Raw genomic sequence first — 18871 nt, forward strand, 5'->3', positions numbered from 1 at the left:
ACCTCATTTTTTAATTTATAAAATCGAACTTACGTTCGTTTTTATAATATCATATGCTTAATACTTCATTCAACTATTTATTTCACTATTTTCAACATTATTTTGACGGAATCTCCATCTCTTGTTTTCTAAGCTCAATACGGCGGATTTTTCCAGAAATCGTTTTTGGTAGTTCATCTACAAATTCAATTTTACGAGGGTATTTATATGGTGCAGTAAGTTCTTTGACGTGTTGTTGGAGTATTGGAATTAATGTTTCTTCGTTCTTTTCTATATTCTCTCTTAATACGATAAATGCCTTCACGACACTTCCGCGAATTTCATCAGGACTTGCGACAACTGCACATTCTCTTACGTAAGGATGCTTTACGAGCGCATCTTCTACTTCAAACGGCCCGATTGTATAACCAGAGCTAATAATAATATCATCACCGCGCCCTTCAAACCAGAAATAGCCTTCTTCATCTTTCTTCGCTTTATCACCAGTAATATAATAATCACCGCGGAATTGCATCGCTGTACGCTCATCGTCTTTGTAATATTGTTTAAAGAGGGCTGGCGTTTCAATGTGAACTGCAATATCACCAACTTCGCCTACTTTAACCGGAACACCTTCCTCATTTACGATATCAACGTGGTTGCCTGGCGTTGGTTTTCCCATTGATCCTGGTCTAATATCCATCCCTTTCATTACACCAACAAGCAATGTATTTTCCGTTTGCCCATAGCCATCTCTCACTGTAATATGAAAGTGCTTTCGGAACGTTTCAATGACTTCTCTATTTAACGGCTCACCTGCGGATACAGCGCTATGTAACGCCCCTAAATTGTACTGGCTTAAATTTTCTACCTTTGCCATTAATCTATACTCAGTCGGCGTACAACAAAGCACATTCACCTTATTATCGTCTAATAAATTTAAATACGTTTTCGGTTCAAACTTACCGTGGTATACAAATCCTGTTGCCCCTGATCCTAGAGTTGCTAAAAACGGGCTCCAAATCCACTTTTGCCAGCCTGGACTAGCCGTCGCCCACACAACATCATTCTCTTCAATTCCGAGCCAATTTGGAGCGCTCGTACGTAAATGAGCGTATGCCCACGCATGCGTATGAACAACACCTTTTGGATTTCCTGTCGTTCCTGACGTGTAAGATAAAAAGACCATATCTTCTTTATCTGTCTTCGCCATTTCTAACATATCACTCTCTTTTTCTAACGCTGTTTTTAAATTAATCCATCCATCTACTGACTGCTCGCTCAGAACGAATTTTTGAAGAGAGTCCATCGCTTCTATATCATCAAACTGTCCAATGTACGGCTCATAACTTACGATTGCTTTTACTTCCCCGTGTCCAATACGGTATTCGATATCCTTTTTACGTAACATTTCTGAACTCGGAATTACGACAAATCCTGCTTTAATCGCAGCGATATACGTCATGTATGCTTCAATTAAACGAGGCATCATAATGAGGAGCTTGTCCCCTTTTTGCAGACCACTCTTTATAAAAGCGTTTCCAATTTTATTTGCACCTTTCATTAACTCAGCGTATGTAACTTCTCGTCGATTCCCTTTATCATCTTGCCAAATTAAAGCAAGCTTCTCTTTATCACCTGTATATTTCTCTATTTCAGAAACTAAATTATAAGACGGCGGTGCCAACAATTCTTCTCTCTTCATAAACATCCTCCTTTTTCTTTATGCCTCCCTTATATAATAAAGAATTTTCTGTAAATTTTGAACCCTCTTCTTTTGACAAATTTTTCAGTTCTGTCGAATTGGTAAATGAAATTATATCGAGAGTTTTTCAAATACATCGACTTACCGACAAATGGCGACACAACATAAAAAAGAAAGAGCGGGAGAACCCGCTCTTTCTAAGCCATCTTATATGAGATTATTTTTGGAAACCGCCTAATTGTTGCTCAGCTAGTGAAACTAGACGTTTAGTGATTTCACCACCAACAGAACCGTTAGCGCGAGCTGTTGCATCAGCTCCAAGTTGAACACCAAACTCTTGAGCGATTTCGTATTTCATTTGGTCTAATGCTGATTCAGCACCAGGAACCGCTAATTTATTTGTGCTACGTGACATGTTATATCACCTCCTTGTGAGTATAGAGTGTGATAAATAACATGACTTCATACACGGTTTATATATGGTAATTTATGGTTTTAGAAAAGTTCTTCGAATTTTTCTTCTTCCGCCACTACTTCTACCGTTTGCAATACCACTGTTTCTTTGTTTGCTACAGCTTCATCGATTAATGGTGTGAAATCGTATTTCGCTTCAAAACGATTCGCTTTTTCACGCTTCGGCTTCGTCGCTGGGCTTGCTGGTGTAAATACTGTACAGCAATCTTCGTACGGACGAATCGAAATATCATATGTGCCGATTTCTTCAGCGATTTTAATAATTTCTAATTTGTCCATCGTAATAAGCGGACGAATAACTGGATAGTTCGTTACTTCGTTAATCGTATGCATACTATCTAATGTTTGACTTGCTACTTGTCCAAGACTTTCACCAGTCGTGATTGCTAGCGCGTTACGCTCCTCTGCGATACGCTCTGTAATACGCATCATCATACGGCGCATAACTGTCATTGAATAGCTAGATGGGATTTCTTTATTAATTGTTTTTTGCACTTCTGTAAATGGAACAAGGTGAAGTGTTACACGTTTACAGTATTTCGTTAACTCTTGTGCTAAATCGATTACTTTTTGTTTCGCGCGCTCACTTGTGAAAGGTGGGCTATGGAAGTGAACTGCTTCCACAGATACGCCGCGTTTCATCGTTAAGTACGCTGCTACTGGGCTATCGATACCACCAGAAAGAAGTACCATTACTTTTCCGCCAACGCCAACTGGTAAACCGCCAGCTCCCATACGCTCATCGCACATAATATAGCTATAACCACTGCGAATTTCTACACGTACATTTACATCTGGATTATGAACATCTACAGTAATATCTTCTGTATTTTCTAGAATGTGTCCACCAATCTCAGGTAATAATTCCATTGTTCTCATTGGGAAATGCTTATAAGAACGGTGTACAGTAATTTTAAATGTTTTCACATCGCCTTTTACTTGTAAGAAAGCTGCTAATGCACCTTTTTTAATATCTTCTAATTCTGATGGTACTTTCATCGCTAAGTTAAACTTATGAATACCAAATACATCTTTTAATCTTTCAGATACCGCTTCATGATCTTCGCCATTTAATTGGATATACATACGGTCATGTGTTGCATCGATTTTAATATTTGGGAATTTTTTCAGTTTAAACTTCACGTTATCTTTTAATGTGCTTACAAATTTAGAACGGTTCTTACCTTTAGTCGTCATCTCTCCATAACGAACTAAAATATATTCATATGTCATCATATTCCTTTACCTCATCACTTCATATAATTTTGGCATCGTCTCTTTCACAATACCTTCAAATTGCTTTACTTCTTCCATCGTGTTTTCTGGCGCCAAACTAATGCGAATAGCACTTGCAGCAGCGGCATGCGGTACTCCCATTGACACTAACACTCTGCTCACTTCATTTGCTTTTGAAGAACAAGCAGATTTCGTTGATACATATACACCGTGCTCTTCTAAAGCATGAACGACCACTTCTGGTTTTAAACCTACAAATGATACATTTAAAATGTGCGGTGCTGCATATGCAAGCGACGTATTAATCGTTACATCTTCCATTTCTTTAAAGAAACGAACAAGCTCTGCTTGTAAACTTTGCAAATGAGCTACCTTTTCTTTCACTTGTTCCATTGTCATGCGAAGTGCTTTCACCATCGCTACAATGCCAGGTAAATTTTCTGTACCAGAGCGATACTTCAGCTCTTGTTGACCACCTGATAAAATTGGATCTAACCTTACGCCATCACGTACATAAAGAAGACCCGTTCCTTTTACACTGTGGAATTTATGTCCAGATATTGAGCAAAGATCAATATGAGAAGCGTATAAATTAAGCGGTACTTTTCCTATCCCTTGTACATGGTCCACATGGAATCTTATTTTCGGATAATTCGATAATAAAGTTCCAATTTCAGCAACGGGCTGAATTGCTCCAGTCTCGTTGTTCACGTGAATAATTGACACAAGAATCGTATCTTCACGAAGCGCTCGTTTTACATCCTCTACCGATACAACACCATGCTCATTAACCGGTAAATATGTTACATCAAAACCGAGATCTTCTAATTGTTTATATGCTTCAAACACAGACGCGTGTTCAATATTTGTTGTAATGATATGTTTACCGCGCGAACGATTCCTCATCGCTATTCCTTTAATCGCAAGGTTATTTCCTTCCGTTCCACCTGATGTGAAAATAATTTCAGAAGGTTTAACGTGAAGAAGCTGCGCTGCAATTGTTCTTGATTGTGTTAATAGACGCTCTGCCTCTCCTCCAAGCGAATGAATAGAAGAAGGATTCCCAAAATATTTCCCCGCAACCGTTACGTACGATTGAAGAGCTTCTGGATATGGCTTTGTCGTCGCACTATTATCAAAATAGATCATCGTTCTTCCCCTTTCAGCGCTGTCACATCATATAATCATATCACAAATACGTGTCATTACGCTAAGACTACTCAAAGGTTCCGTTATATTTTAAAACGAATAACCTTACTGTATTCCGCTCTTCATTATAGCAACATCGCCTGCAAAATTACACAAAAAAACAAACCCTTATGAAAGGGTTTGTTCATTGTCTACATATTCAGCTATTTTTTGAACAACGCCAGGCTCAAGTTGCTCTAGTACAGAAGCCGCTTGTTCTAAAGCTGCATCGTATTGATATTCACGGAATAATTTCTCCGCATAATTTAAGCTCTCTGCAAGGTTTTCATCATGACTGCGGTAACGATTACCGTATTGAATTAATTTTTCAACTAAATACGCTTGTCCAATTAACTCTTCTGTCATTTCAGCAACACCATTAACAGTTGTGTAAGCTTCTTCTAAACTGCTATTTACAGCATTCATATTTAACGGCTTCACTTCTAATTGCTCATATACAGCTTGCATTGCCATTTGTCCTCTTTTTAAATCTTCCATAATGCTCTCTGGAAGACCTGGCAAATTCGACTTTTGCATAAAGCGTTTCGTTTCGAAAATAGTATTTCGCATTTCTTGTAACTTCTCACGTGCTTCAAATTCTTCTTTGCGCATCGTTTGCAGCATTTCTTTATATTCTGCATGAAGTACTTTTAATGTTTCACATTGCTCATAAATCTCTTCTAGTTCCTCACGAATAATAGAGAAGGCAATATCTTGTTCCGCAACGCGTAATTGCAGCATTTCAAAACGTTTCATTAAAATGTGCATTTGCTTTTCAATTACTTTTTGAGACTCAATGTCCTTATCTTGCAACTGATAGCTTTGTTTCACAAGCTGTGTTTCTGCTTTTGTTTCAATCGTTTCAGTGCGAATTTCTTCTAAGTCTTCATAAACAGAAAGTGTTTTTTGCTCCACATAATGTCTCGCATGTACTTCTTGTTCTAGTTGATCATAGAAGCTATCTAAACTCGTTTTTAAGTTTTCTACTTTTTCAGCCGCTTCCGTTATGTGAAGCTCCTGTATATCCATTAAACATATTTGTAGTTGTTTCTTCATATCGCGAACTTCTTTAGGGATTTCCAAATACTCTAATACATAACCTTGTCTTACCATGTCATTATGTCCGTGTAATAAATCTTCCAGCTGAACTGGTAACGTCGCTTGACACTCTACCAATAAATCTGGAATTTGGTGAATAATGATTTCTAAATCTGCTAAACCTTCTTCCAAACTAATAACAATTTCTCTCGCTTTTAAATAGTCACCATTATTTGTTGCTTCTTCAAAGGTTTTAAATTTCTCAGATTCAGCGTCTAGCATCTCTTCAATTTTCTGCTCTGCTGCTCCATACATATGTCTATGAGCAAGAACACTCTTCTTCATACTACGATATGTATCACGTAACCCTTCGATTTCCGAGCTATTTTTTTCATGGCTTTCTAACAATTGCTGTAATTCATTTAAAATGTCTGTAATACGATTATCAGCGTCATCTAAACCACTTATGGATTCATTCATCGCATGCTTTGCTTTTCGGAAGGAGAATTGCGAGGCGAATTTTCGCGCTTGCGCTAAATCTTTTTCAGCTTTTGGAATGGTTGTTGATACAATTTCATCCCATTCTTCACGCCATTTACCAAACAGTTCTTCTGTTTGACCCGTCATATTTAAATCTTTCACCCGTTTTAGTTCATCTGCCACAGGTTTATCTTTTATCTCTTGTTTCCACTGCTCAAGTGCTTCAATATCTTTATATGAACGATTTCTTATCACAAGCTCTATCATGAGCAGCACTAGAATAGAGCTTACTACAATGATAACGATCGTCAGGATAGAATCCATGCAAAAAAGCCTCCTAGTTATATCTCTTTTTTTGTCCGTTCCGTTTATGAAATGGAAGGCATTATGTATAAAAAGGGAATTCCCCTATATTTAACAACTAACAATGTACTAATCATACCATGTAATGGTTTGTTTTTGACCTAGTTTTTTTTAAAATTTCATGTTTCTTTCAATGCAATTGTAATCTTTCTCAATATTCTGTTTGGATTACCTCTCATCATCAAATGAATGAACTAAATACCCTTCTTCCATATGAGATGCGAAATATATTTTACGTACAAGTGGCGGTTCAATAGAAATCGCATGCACATTTCCTTGTCTTACCGCTTGCTCTACTAATATTTCTGGAAGTAACGTAATACCAAGTCCAGCACTGACCATCGCAAGCATCGGTTCTGCATAAGAAGTTTCAAATGCAATAATCGGTTTCGCACCTATCCCTTGAAACAGATTCGTAATCATTTTTCTAACATCACAGATTTCTGGGTATACGATTAACTTTTCATTTTGCAAATCTTCCATTCGAATTACTGTTTTCTCTTTATAAAGATGATCACTTGAAACGACACACACAATTTTTTCTTCTCGTATTTCTTTTATACACGTAGCACCTTCTACTACTGAATCGATGAACATCGCTTCAATCTTCCGTTCTTTAAAAAGTCCTATCAGTACTTTCGTATGCTCAATTTTCCATTCTATTTCGAACCCGTCACCTAATATATCTTTACATTTTGCTATGTAATGTGCTGCTAAACTTGGTAATATCCCTATAGAAATGTTCCTCTTCTCTTGAAACTTCTTCATTTCGGCTTTCACTTCATGTATGTGTCCCAAAATCGGTAACATTCTTTTTATAAATAACTCTCCAGCCTCCGTTAACTCCACTCCTTGCGCGGAACGCTTCAGTAAAGTAACTTCTAAATCGGCCTCTAACCTTTGAATTTGTTTACTAAGCGCCGGCTGAGAAATATGTAAAATTTTACTCGCCTTTGATAAACTTCGCGTATTTTTCACTTCAATAAACGATCGTACTGCCTCTAAATCCATCGTACACACCTCTAACAAAAAGTTATAACTGTCATAAAAAATCGATATTTCCTTCTATAAACAATTACTCTTTATACTTATTTCATCAACTTACTATAACGAAATGTAAAGGGGAAAGATACTCTTGAACAAAAAACAAATGCTACTCGGATCCCTCCTATGCTTACTTGCCGTAACGGCTTGGGGATTTATGTTTCCTGTCATGGCAAACGCCTTACAGTTTATCGATCCGTTCTTCTTCACAACGATTCGCTATGGATCAGCAGCTATTATTTTTCTTATTCTGTTATTACTTACCGAAGGGACAAAGTCACTCCGCTTAGAAAAGAAAACACTTTCGTTACTTTTTTACGGAACAGTCGGTTTCGCAGGATATGGTTTTCTCGTTTTCTACGGACAACAACTTGCCGGACCGTCTGGAGCCATCCATGCCGCGATGATTCAGTCTCTTATGCCACTCATCGCTTTATTATTGCAGTGGATAACTAAAAACAAGCGCCCACAAAACTACACTTTCCTTTGTATATTCGTTGCACTTATCGGTGTTATGCTTGTCATTTCAAAAGGAAATATTCACTTATTATTTGGAGCTGCCAGTCACCTCTCAACAAATATACTTATGCTGTGCGGCGTTACTTGCTGGGTCATTTATACAAACGGTGGTGCTAGTTTTCAATCTTGGTCGCCACTTAGGTATACGACGTTAACTTGTTTATTTGGCTCAATTTCACTCATCACTATCGTCACTTTTTTAACTTATACAAACGTCGTTACTGTACCTTCACTATCGACAATTATGAACGTTCGTTTTGAACTCTTATATATGTCTATTATTGCAGGCGTTATCGCAGTATTTTGCTGGAACGCAGGAAATCGCTATATTTCATCTATTAACGGCATATTATTTATGAATTTAGTTCCTGTGCTTGCACTTATCGGTTCCATCTTTCAAGGTTATACAGTCGAAAAAATTGAAATTGCCGGAGCTTCATTAACAATTATCGCGCTATTATGCAACAATTTATGGCAAAGAAAAGAAAGCACAGAAATCCCCACCTCCGTTCGTTAGGTGGGGATTTCTCACATATGAACAGCTCTTGGCCATTCCTGATACATATTCGTTATACATAATGTTTGTTCCATCCATTGTTCAATTTCTTTCGTGTACATTTCTAAGAAAAAGGTCTCAGATGGAAAAGAATGCAGCACTTCTGATATATATTGCGGATATAAAAACGGCATATTCATCATGCCTTTTAATTGCGTCATAAACATTGTAAAAGATACCTTCTTAAACTCTTGTTTCATTTGTCCTTGTCTAATTACTTGCTCTATATAATATCTTTCTTTAGAAAAATAAACGGTCATCACTTCGCGAATTAATGTCGTATCAAGCGACAGCTCTCGGTAAAAGAAACGTGTCAGCTCCCTATTATCAAATTGATATCGTAAAATCCCGCGCACCATTTGCACCATTACATCTTTAGCCGACAAATACTCCCTCTGTTCAAAGGATGTTTCAATCACATGAATATACCCTTCTAAAAAATTAGTAATAAGCTGCTCTAATAGGCCCTGCTTTCCAGCAAAATAATATGAAATATTCGCTACATTCACATCCGCTCGCTTTGCAATGTCTCGCACCGACGTTCCATCATACCCTTTCGTGTTAAACAACGATATTGCCGCATCGATTACTTTTTGTTTCGTCTGTTTCATGCGCTCACTTCCTCTCACTGAACAGCTATAGTGTAAATTTCTTGACTTTTAAGACAAATTCCTTTAATTTTCTATCGACAAAGTCATGTGAAATACATCGTATTTTGCTAATATTTTACACATCTCGATAAAAAAGGAGCTGTTTCCATGTTTACTAAAGAAAGTTATGCAGGATCTCGCGTGCAGCAATATGAGACAGTAATAAAACAACTGGATGCATTATTAACTGGCGAATCAAACGTAGTCGCAAACTTATCAAATGCGTCCGCATTATTAAACCAATTTTTAGATCGCGTTAATTGGGTTGGCTTTTACGTAACAGAAGGAAATCAGCTTGTTCTTGGACCATTCCAAGGAATGCCTGCTTGCGTGCGCATTCCATTTGGACGAGGCGTTTGCGGCGTTGCAGCTGAAACAAAAACAACGCAGCTTGTAGCAGACGTCCACCAATTCCCAGGGCATATCGCTTGCGACAGTGCTTCAAATTCAGAAATTGTCGTACCGATTATTAAGGATGGGAATGTCATTGGTGTACTTGATATTGATAGTCCTGAAAAAAATCGTTTCGACGAAATAGATCAGCGCTATTTAGAAAAGTTTGTGGAAACACTCCTAAAACATATGTAACAAAAAAGAGCTAGTTATCGATTAAGTACATGACGTACAAAACCGATAGCTAGCTCTTTTTTTATTGATTACTAACAGTAGATATTTTCTTTAACGCTTGCTCTAAATCAGAAGCGATATCCTCCCACGATTCTAAACCGACAGATAAACGTATTAAATTATCATAAATGCCCATTTCTTGTCTTAACTCAGCTGGAATCGCAGCGTGCGTCATCGTTGCCGGATGCTGAATTAACGTTTCTGTATCTCCTAAACTTACCGCAATTGTAATAAAGTGAAGCTCATTAATAAACGCCTGCGTCTCTTCTTTCCCGCCTTTAATTGAAAAAGATATAACGCCGCCCCCACGTTTCATTTGGCGAGATGCTAACTCCCCTTCTGGATACCAAACACCTTCTACCGCATCATGATTTTTTAGGAACGATACAATTTTTTCCGCATTATCACAATGGCGGTCCATTCTTACCGCTAGTGTCTTTAATCCGCGTAACAATAACCACGCATCAAACGGCGCCATAATACCGCCGATATCTTTTCGCATCGGGCGAATCTTTTCAGCTAACGCTTTCGTTTTACAAATTGTTACACCCGCTACAACGTCACCGTGACCCCCAATATATTTTGTCGCACTATGAACAACGGCGTCACAGCCAAGTTCAAGCGGTCTTTGTAAATAAGGTGAACAAAACGTATTGTCAACAATGACAAGTAAACCATTTCTCTTCGCAACCTGAATCACTTGTTTTAAATCAATTAATTTCATTGTCGGATTAATCGGTGTTTCAACGAAAATAAGCTTTGTATTTGGGCGAATTTTATTTTCAATCTCAGCCTCTGTCTCCATATCACAAAACGAATGCGTAATCATAAATTTTTCTTCCAACACTTCCAAAAAGCCGTACGTGCATCCGTATAATCCATTTGAACAAATAATATGATCTCCAGCTTTTAGAAAACCAATTAAAGTTGCGGAAATAGCTGCCATACCGGATCCGAAAGCAAGCGCTTCTTCTCCTCCTTCTAACACCGCCATACGTTCTTCAAATAATTTCACAGTTGGATTTCCAAGTCTTGAGTAAATATAAGATGGATCCACTCCCGCAAAACTCGCCTCTCCTTGCTGCGCAGTCTCAAATGTAAATGTAGACGTTTGAAATAAAGGCGGTGTCAAACTTCCTTTATGTTCCTCTGATGTATAACCGTGATGAATTAACGCTGTCTCCATATGCTTCTTTTTCATAAAAACATCCCCTTTTATGTTTTTATTGCCGCATATTCACCAACAAAAATTTGATGAACGTTTTTACCACATTTTATGTAAGCGTTTTATTTGTGTTTCTATCTCTTCTTTTATATCGTTTTAAATTCCTTCTTGTTCATTTCCAAAATTTATATGCATAAAACAAAAACGTACTCGCTTGACGAAACTCTGGGTAAAAGATATAATAGCGTTTGTGTAAAATAAAAAGGCAGCCTTGTAATGTGAGTTTATCGTTTGTATTTTGTTCCTCTGCGGAGGTGTATCTCGTAACTCCCTGCTGCTGGAGCGAAGGTACATGAAAACAAAATGCCCGTAAATATCGATTACGTCTGTTTTTATTTTACGTAAATAAAAACATTTTAAAGGAGGAGTCAACTATGGCTCGTTATACAGGTCCAGCTTGGAAACTGTCTCGTCGTCTTGGAATCTCTCTAAGCGGCACAGGAAAAGAATTAGAAAAACGCCCTTACGCACCAGGTCCTCACGGTCCTAACCAACGTAAGAAACTTTCAGAATACGGTTTACAATTACAAGAGAAACAAAAACTTCGTCACATGTACGGCATGACTGAGCGTCAATTCCGTCGCACATTTGACCAAGCAGGTAAAATGCCTGGTAAGCACGGCGAAAACTTCATGATCCTTCTTGAAGCTCGTCTTGACAACTTAGTTTACCGTATGGGCTTAGCTCGCACTCGTCGTGCAGCTCGCCAATTAGTAAACCACGGTCACATCATGGTTGATGGCGCTCGCGTAGATATCCCATCTTACCGTGTAAAACCTGGTCAAACTATCAGCGTTCGCGAAAAATCTAACAACCTTGTTGTTGTTAAAGAAGCGATCGAAGTTAACAACTTCGTACCAGAATACTTAACTTTCGATGCTGACAAATTAGAAGCTACTTACACTCGTCACGCTGAGCGTGCTGAGTTACCAGCTGAAATCAACGAAGCATTAATCGTAGAGTTCTACTCTCGTTAATGACAAAAAGCCAATCCTGTGGATTGGCTTTTTTCGTTTATATATAAAATAAAATTATTTATTTTCCTCTTTCTGAACATATACATAAGCATCTTTCTGCTCTTTATGTACATCCACCTTCGAATTCTCTGCAAGCTGACCCGCATTTAGCAAAGAAAAAATAATGAGCGCTTCTAGTGACATTTCGTTTTACCACTCCTTTCTAGTTGTTATACATTTATCATACCGCTTACATGTGATTTCCGTATGAACTCGAAAAGGAGATTACAACAAAATGGTTACAAGTATATGAATGCACGCTATAATAACCATAAAATAGGAGGTTGATTCATTGTGACGATAAACCAAATGGTTCAGTTAGGCAGTGCATGTATGTTGTTTATTACTTCCGCGCTTATTAATTGGTATCAAGGAAGTAATTTAATAGATGATCCTGATGAATGGAAATATAGCGCTAAGTTTACGAATTACTTCAAAGGCACCGTTTCTAATTACGAAGATATTTATCAAATCGATTTCTTTATATACGCAGCAAAATTTTATCCAACAGCATTTATTGTTATGCTCATTAGCTTACTTTATATGCTCGTATTAATTCTTCATATTCTATTTACAAGAACTCATAAGGCAATCTAAATTCATACATAAAAACCCCGAATCATAAACTTTTCAGCCTATAATTCGGGGTACTATTTGTTTATATTCGTTTCTGATTAGTAACGAATTAAGAAATATTTCTTTTTACCGCGGCGAATGATTGTGAATTTACCTTCGATGCGGTCTTTTTCTGTTACAACGTAGTCTAATGCTTGTGTACGCTCACCGTTTACGTAGATTGCACCGTTCGTTACATCTTCACGTGCTTGACGTTTTGATGGAGAGATTTTGCTTTCTACAAGTAAGTCGATTAATACTGTATCTTCTGCAGTACGTTCTACAGATGGTACGTCTTTGAATCCTTGCTCGATTTCGCTTGCAGTTAGTTCTGCTACAGAACCGCTGAATAATGCAGCTGAAATTTTAATCGCTTGCTCTAATGCTTCTTCGCCGTGAACAAGTTTTGTCATTTCTGCACCTAATGCTTTTTGTGCTGCACGTTTTTCTGGTGCTTCGGCTACTTGCTTTTCAAGCTCAAGAATTTCTTCATGAGATAAGAATGTAAAGTATTTTAAGTATTTAACAACGTCTCGGTCATCTGTGTTAATCCAGAATTGGTAGAACTCGTAAGGAGTTGTTTTCTCTGGGTCTAACCAAATTGCACCGCCTTCTGTTTTACCAAACTTCGTACCATCAGACTTAGTAACAAGTGGAATTGTTAAACCGAATGCTTTCGCATCTTCTTCTGATTTACGGATTAATTCAAGACCAGCTGTAATGTTACCCCATTGGTCACTACCACCGATTTGTAGGCGGCAATTATGGTGTTGGTATAAGTTTAAGAAGTCGTATGATTGTAAAATCATGTAACTAAACTCAGTAAATGAAATACCAGTCTCTAAACGAGATGCTACTGTATCTTTTGCTAACATATAGTTTAAACCGAAGTTTTTACCGATATCGCGTAAGAATGAAATAACATCTAAGTTACCAAGCCAATCATAGTTGTTAGCCATTGTTGCTGGGTTGTCCACGTTTTCGAACTCTAAGAAGTTTGAAAGTTGGTTTTTAATGCTTTCTGTGTAGTAAGCAACTGTATCTTTCGTATTTAATGTACGCTCTGCTTTTTTACCACTTGGGTCACCGATCATACCAGTACCACCGCCAACAAGTGCGATTGGTTGGTGACCAGCTAATTGGAAACGACGTAACATTAATACTGGTAACATATGACCGATGTGTAAGCTATCCGCTGTCGGGTCGAAACCACAGTATAATTTAACGCTTTCTTTTTCTAATAATTGCTCAAGGCCCTCAGCGTCTGTTTGCTGATTAATTAGACCGCGAAATTCAAGATCTTGTAAAATACCCATATCCTACATACTCTCCTTTAAGTTCATTACTGGCGTGAAGGTTAAAAACATAAAAAAATCGCCCCTTCAAATAAGGGACGATTTTGATTATCGCGTTACCACCCTAGTTGCAGACCAAAAAAAGCCTACCACCTTATTTACATAACGGCTTAGCACCGTCTCTTCCCTTTTGAATACAATTCAATCGAAAAAAGATGCTCTAGGGGCGTAATTCGCGATCATCTATGTGCTGATTTTCACCGGCCATCAGCTCTCTAAAACAGGGAAATGATCACTACTTCTCCCTTTCCACGCTCAATTATTCATATACTTTTCTTTATACCATCATTTATATAGGCGTGTCAAATAAGGGTCGGATTTCTCTTCTTACCGACCCTTTACAACGCCATAAAGAGTATCGTAATAAGAGAAAGAATTGGAACCCCAACTAATAACGATACATGAAACACAACTGATAAATCATTCCCAATTGTCGCTTCCACAGGATCTTTCGCCGGGGAACCAAGAAACCCGATTAATCGATCGAATCGACTTACCGTTTTTGGAAAGTCCGGTACTTCTACATGGTCACTATCTAAATGCTGTTTTAATTTATATTCACTCTTAAAGGGATTTTCGCTCAATTTCATCCACCTCCAGCAATTGTTTCAATTTCTTTATCCCGTTATGGAGTCTCGATTTCACTGTTCCAATCGGAATGTTTAATATCTCTGCAATTTCTTTTTGCTGCATATCATGATAATAAGAGAGAATAAGGACAGCTCGCTGGTCTTCCGGAACTTTCAAAATTGCTTCCCTTACTGTGAGCCGATCTTCGTGAGAAAATTCTTTTTCCTGAATCGGCACTAAAAACGGCAAAAGTGTACGCCACTTTTTTCTCCTATTTAATTTATTAATCATAAGACGATAACCAATTTGAAATAAATACGTTTTTATTTTTCCCTTTTCAGGTTCATACATATGTTTCTTACGCTCTAGCGTCAAAAACGTATCTTGGACAAGGTCGATACTCAATTGTTCATCTCGGTTAAATCGATATAAAAATGTGTATAGCGCTGGTTTGATTAAAATATATAGTTTTTCCCCAGCCTGCTTATCTCCACTTTGATACGCAAGCATGAGCTCCTCCTCAATCCCAATCTGCGCCATGATTTTTGATCTCCTTGATACCTTTTAACGTTAACGAAATGCGGGAAATTAAATAGCAACTTGCGACAATAATCCATACTTGTGATTGATTCGTAAAAAATTGAACGTACGGATTTTGAATTGTCTGGCCGGTTGAAACTAAAATATTTAACGCTTGCACACATATGCATGCATACACTGCCAGGCAAGCCGAAATCGTATCAAATACATTCCAGCGAAAATATACTTTTGTTTTTGTAAAATCAATTTTATATCCTTTTTTCCGTACTATATGCTTTCTATCAAACGGAATAATGATGGAAAACATAACAATCATCATAACTCCAGCTGTGATCATCGACACTTTAAATCCGATTGGCATCGGTAATAGTAAACCACAAGAAAATACAGCTATAATTCCAATTAAAGCAAAAGTAAGAAGTAATTTATTAGACATAAAAAAAGCCTCCCTCATCTATTCTTTCATAAATGTATACAGACGAGGAAGGCACTTCGTTCAAATATTATTTTATTTTTTCAGCCATAATCTTTTATCCAAACCAGTCCTCTTTAAATAGTACATAATGGTTTTCCAAAAATAGCTCATTGTATTTAGGGAATAAGCGTTTCACTTGATTCTCTAATTTAAATCCTATTTGCTCCATAGATCTGCATGAATTGATATTTTTATCCCATGCCTGTGCACGGATCTCATCCACATCTAAAGTTGAAAATAAGTAATTATATATTAAATTCCTTGCTTCTCGATTGACACCTGTACGCCAAAACTTACGTGCAATCCGCTGAGCCTCTGCACTCACAATTAACTTTTTATTTTCATTCACCGTTGGCACAGAAATCCAATATGTCCCTATCATTTCCTTTGATTGTTTCATTATAATTGACCAAGCTATAATCTCTTCCAAATTTTTATAAGTGTGTAACAGCTCTTTCATTTCATTACTATCTTTCGGGATCGTATTCGCTGTCCAACGATGCATATCAGGATCTTTCATTACCTCATACCACTGTTTGTAATCCTTTTCCGGTTCTATAGAACGTAAGCACACTATGTCTCCTTCTAAATTTGGTATCTTCATCTACGTTAACTCCTTTACTATTTACAAAAAGAAAGGTCTGAACATTATTTCGTTCAGACCTTTCTCTCTTAATCTTCCATCGTTGATAAGTCACCTGTTGGTAAGTTTAACTCCCACGCTTTTAATACGCGGCGCATAATTTTACCGCTTCTCGTTTTCGGTAATTTATCTCTAAATTCAATTTGTCTTGGCGCTGCATGAGCTGCTAGACCTTTCTTTACAAATTGACGAATTTCTTCTTTTAATTCTTCAGATGGTTCGTAACCTGCACGAAGCGCGATAAATGCTTTAATAATTTCGCCGCGCACCGGATCAGGAATACCGATTACACCAGCTTCTGCAACGGCAGCATGCTCGATTAATTTGCTTTCTACTTCAAATGGTCCAACGCGCTCACCTGACGTCATAATTACATCGTCAATACGCCCTTGGAACCAGAAGTATCCATCTTCATCCATGTATGCAGAGTCACCTGATACGTACCAATCGCCTGGCATGAAGTAAGACTCATACTTTTGTTTGTTATTCCAAATTCCACGCATCATCGCTGGCCAACCTTTACCAATTGCTAAGTTACCCATTGTGTATGGAGGCACTTCATTTCCTTCATTATCAACAATCGCTGCTTTTACACCTGGAATTGGTTTACCCATTGAACCTGGACGGATTTCCATACAAGGGTAGTTACAAATAACTTGTCCACCTGTCTCTGTCATCCACCACGTATCATGAATACGAAGTCCAAATGCGTTCATACCCCATCGAATTACTTCTGGATTTAACGGTTCACCAACGCTTAATACGTGGCGCACTTGTGATAAATCATATTTTTTAATTGCATCTTGTCCAGCACCCATTAACATACGGAACGCTGTTGGTGCGCTATACCAAACTGTTACGCCGTAATCTTGCAGCGCTTCATACCAAGCTTCTGGACTAAAACGTCCGCCTAAAATAACATTTGATGCTCCGACTAACCACGGTGCGAAAATACCGTAAGCTGTACCAGTTACCCAGCCTGGGTCAGCTGTACACCAATATACATCGTCTTCTTTTAAATCTAATACCCATTTCGCCGTTTGATAGTGCTGAACCATTGCGTTTTGCGCATGAAGCACACCTTTTGGCTTACCAGTAGAACCAGACGTGTAATGTAGAATCAAACCGTCTTCACGGCCTAACCATTCGATATGTAATTCTTTTGAAGCTTGTTCGAATAAAGGATTGAACGCTACTGTCTTACCGCCTTCTTCTACATGATCCCCAACAAGGAAAACTGTTTTTAAAGCTGGTAAATCATTTAATGGTACACGCTCTAACAATTCAGGTGTTGTAATTAACACTTTTGCTTCGCTATCTTCTAAACGATCGCGAACTGCGCCTTCCATAAATGCTTCAAATAACGGACCAACAATTGCCCCTAATTTCACTGCACCAAGAAGTGCGAAATATAACTCTGGGGAACGCGGCATAAAAATAAAAACGCGATCGCCTTTTTCTACATCACCATAATTTTTTAGGACGTTTCCTGCTTTATTAGAAAAATCCTTCATTTCCTTAAATGTATACTTCTCTTTTCGCGATCCATCTTGATAATAAAGGGCTACTTTATTCTTTCGATCGGATTTCGCATGCTTATCAATTGCCTCATACGCCATATTTACTCGGCCTGTTTCATTCCAAGTAAAGTTTTTATTAACCTCTTCCCAGTTAAAATTTGCGTATGCCTCATCATAATTCGGCAAATTATTTTCTCCTTTAATGACAGGAAGCGTTTCTACTTTCATACTTTACATCCCCCTCCTATGTATTCTATTATCTATTATAATAACATTATTTAAAATTTTCAGTATATTTGTTGATTTTTAGACAAATTTTTAATGACAAATTTCGATTCACATCGCATATATTATAAAGTACGATATGAATAGATTCACAAACCCTCAAGGTGGTGAGCAATACATTGATTCATAAAAAAATATATAATGCTAGAAACTTAAAAACAGCGAAAGGCACTTTAATTATTGAAGGGCCTGTCTCTACACATAACTTAGAAATGTATGAGTTTCATCCAGACTTAATTGCGTTTCGTCCTGCCGAGCAGCAATATAAAGCAATTGTCGAAATTTCTAAATTGCCAGAAGCTCGTCTCATTATTGCTAGACATGACCAAACGATTGTTGGATATGTTACATACTTGTATCCTGATCCACTTGAACGATGGTCAGAAGGAAAAATGGAAAACTTAATTGAACTCGGGGCAATTGAAGTTGTCCCAGCCTTCCGTGGTTGCGCTGTCGGAAAAAACTTATTAGAAGTTTCCATGATGGACGATTATATGGAAGATTACATTATATTGACGACTGAATATTATTGGCACTGGGATTTAAAACAAACAGGCTTAAATGTTTGGGAGTACCGAAAAGTAATGGAAAAGATGATGAATGCTGGCGGGTTACAATGGATGGCTACAGATGATCCTGAAATTTGTTCACATCCTGCTAACTGTTTAATGGTCCGCATCGGTAAACGCGTTGATACGGATTCTATTCAAGCATTTGATCGTCTACGTTTTCACAATCGTTTTATGTACTAATAAAGGGGGCAACTGG

At 37.7% G+C, this 18871-nt stretch carries 20 protein-coding genes and 1 other annotated feature; of the genes, 5 read left to right on the forward strand and 15 right to left on the reverse strand.

The window, feature by feature from the left end:
- Positions 1–97: 97 nt before the first annotated feature.
- The 6 genes from mbcS to ACTFRN_RS10270 form a co-directional block, all read right to left on the reverse strand.
- Positions 98–1684 carry an acyl-CoA synthetase MbcS gene (gene mbcS / locus ACTFRN_RS10245; protein WP_049113454.1) on the reverse strand — a complete coding sequence of 529 codons (1587 nt, stop codon included), beginning with the start codon at positions 1682–1684 and terminating at the stop codon, positions 98–100.
- A 217-nt stretch (positions 1685–1901) separates the two neighbouring features.
- Positions 1902–2099, reverse strand: a complete 198-nt coding sequence (locus ACTFRN_RS10250; protein ID WP_000091639.1) for an alpha/beta-type small acid-soluble spore protein — start codon at positions 2097–2099, stop codon at positions 1902–1904.
- 80 nt (positions 2100–2179) lie between these two features.
- The gene (thiI, locus tag ACTFRN_RS10255; RefSeq protein WP_000989284.1) at positions 2180–3394 is read right to left on the reverse strand and encodes a tRNA uracil 4-sulfurtransferase ThiI; all 1215 of its coding nucleotides are present in this window, start codon (positions 3392–3394) and stop codon (positions 2180–2182) included.
- Between the two features lie 6 nt (positions 3395–3400).
- Positions 3401–4543, reverse strand: coding sequence for a cysteine desulfurase family protein (locus tag ACTFRN_RS10260; protein ID WP_000638965.1), 1143 nt, complete (start codon positions 4541–4543; stop codon positions 3401–3403).
- Positions 4544–4711: 168 nt separating this feature from the next.
- The gene (gene ezrA, locus ACTFRN_RS10265; protein WP_000377298.1) at positions 4712–6424 is read right to left on the reverse strand and encodes a septation ring formation regulator EzrA; all 1713 of its coding nucleotides are present in this window, start codon (positions 6422–6424) and stop codon (positions 4712–4714) included.
- A gap of 207 nt (positions 6425–6631) precedes the next feature.
- Positions 6632–7474, reverse strand: a complete 843-nt coding sequence (locus tag ACTFRN_RS10270) for a LysR family transcriptional regulator (RefSeq protein WP_000362546.1) — start codon at positions 7472–7474, stop codon at positions 6632–6634.
- Between the two features lie 124 nt (positions 7475–7598).
- Between ACTFRN_RS10270 and ACTFRN_RS10275 the strand changes: the two genes are divergently transcribed.
- Positions 7599–8543, forward strand: coding sequence for a DMT family transporter (locus tag ACTFRN_RS10275; protein WP_088106380.1), 945 nt, complete (start codon positions 7599–7601; stop codon positions 8541–8543).
- An 11-nt stretch (positions 8544–8554) separates the two neighbouring features.
- On the opposite strand, the gene refZ is transcribed toward ACTFRN_RS10275, so the two are convergent.
- Positions 8555–9193, reverse strand: a complete 639-nt coding sequence (refZ, locus tag ACTFRN_RS10280) for a forespore capture DNA-binding protein RefZ (protein WP_000814933.1) — start codon at positions 9191–9193, stop codon at positions 8555–8557.
- Between the two features lie 147 nt (positions 9194–9340).
- On the opposite strand from refZ, the gene ACTFRN_RS10285 reads away from it, so the two are divergent.
- Positions 9341–9820, forward strand: coding sequence for a GAF domain-containing protein (locus tag ACTFRN_RS10285; protein WP_014893476.1), 480 nt, complete (start codon positions 9341–9343; stop codon positions 9818–9820).
- Between the two features lie 61 nt (positions 9821–9881).
- On the opposite strand, the gene megL is transcribed toward ACTFRN_RS10285, so the two are convergent.
- Positions 9882–11060: a methionine gamma-lyase gene (megL, locus tag ACTFRN_RS10290; protein ID WP_000726591.1), complete on the reverse strand. Its 1179-nt coding sequence runs from the start codon at positions 11058–11060 to the stop codon at positions 9882–9884.
- Between the two features lie 398 nt (positions 11061–11458).
- Between megL and rpsD the strand changes: the two genes are divergently transcribed.
- Positions 11459–12061, forward strand: a complete 603-nt coding sequence (gene rpsD / locus ACTFRN_RS10295) for a 30S ribosomal protein S4 (protein ID WP_000135311.1) — start codon at positions 11459–11461, stop codon at positions 12059–12061.
- 54 nt (positions 12062–12115) lie between these two features.
- Here the strand turns inward: rpsD and ACTFRN_RS10300 are convergent, their stop codons facing one another.
- Entirely contained in the window at positions 12116–12244 is a 129-nt protein-coding gene (locus ACTFRN_RS10300) for a hypothetical protein (RefSeq protein WP_000050944.1), read from the reverse strand.
- A gap of 150 nt (positions 12245–12394) precedes the next feature.
- Here ACTFRN_RS10300 and ACTFRN_RS10305 point away from each other — a divergent pair, with 150 nt between their 5' ends.
- Positions 12395–12697, forward strand: coding sequence for a YjdJ family protein (locus ACTFRN_RS10305; protein WP_049113491.1), 303 nt, complete (start codon positions 12395–12397; stop codon positions 12695–12697).
- Positions 12698–12774: 77 nt separating this feature from the next.
- Here the strand turns inward: ACTFRN_RS10305 and tyrS are convergent, their stop codons facing one another.
- The 6 genes from tyrS to acsA form a co-directional block, all read right to left on the reverse strand.
- Positions 12775–14031 (reverse strand): tyrosine--tRNA ligase, encoded by a 1257-nt coding sequence (gene tyrS, locus ACTFRN_RS10310; protein ID WP_000512078.1) that lies wholly within the window; start codon positions 14029–14031, stop codon positions 12775–12777.
- A 70-nt stretch (positions 14032–14101) separates the two neighbouring features.
- Positions 14102–14331, reverse strand: a binding site (T-box leader).
- A gap of 77 nt (positions 14332–14408) precedes the next feature.
- Positions 14409–14654 carry a hypothetical protein gene (locus tag ACTFRN_RS10315; protein WP_001293795.1) on the reverse strand — a complete coding sequence of 82 codons (246 nt, stop codon included), beginning with the start codon at positions 14652–14654 and terminating at the stop codon, positions 14409–14411.
- On the reverse strand, positions 14635–15180 hold the full coding sequence (locus ACTFRN_RS10320) for an RNA polymerase sigma factor (protein ID WP_000057179.1): 546 nt from the start codon (positions 15178–15180) through the stop codon (positions 14635–14637). Before ACTFRN_RS10320 ends, ACTFRN_RS10315 begins: the two co-directional genes overlap by 20 nt.
- Entirely contained in the window at positions 15161–15616 is a 456-nt protein-coding gene (locus tag ACTFRN_RS10325; protein WP_000066437.1) for a lipoprotein, read from the reverse strand. The genes ACTFRN_RS10320 and ACTFRN_RS10325 overlap by 20 nt, the downstream gene beginning before the upstream one ends.
- Before the next feature lie 94 nt (positions 15617–15710).
- Positions 15711–16259 carry a GNAT family N-acetyltransferase gene (locus ACTFRN_RS10330; RefSeq protein ID WP_000701302.1) on the reverse strand — a complete coding sequence of 183 codons (549 nt, stop codon included), beginning with the start codon at positions 16257–16259 and terminating at the stop codon, positions 15711–15713.
- Between the two features lie 68 nt (positions 16260–16327).
- Positions 16328–18046 (reverse strand): acetate--CoA ligase, encoded by a 1719-nt coding sequence (gene acsA / locus ACTFRN_RS10335; RefSeq protein WP_000862042.1) that lies wholly within the window; start codon positions 18044–18046, stop codon positions 16328–16330.
- Between the two features lie 176 nt (positions 18047–18222).
- Between acsA and acuA the strand changes: the two genes are divergently transcribed.
- The gene (acuA, locus tag ACTFRN_RS10340; RefSeq protein ID WP_000581384.1) at positions 18223–18855 is read left to right on the forward strand and encodes an acetoin utilization protein acetyltransferase AcuA; all 633 of its coding nucleotides are present in this window, start codon (positions 18223–18225) and stop codon (positions 18853–18855) included.
- The last annotated feature ends 16 nt before the right edge of the window (positions 18856–18871 follow it).

The sequence above is a fragment of the Bacillus cereus group sp. MYBK245-2 genome (assembly GCF_051916145.1).
GTDB classification, from domain to species: domain Bacteria; phylum Bacillota; class Bacilli; order Bacillales; family Bacillaceae_G; genus Bacillus_A; species Bacillus_A pacificus.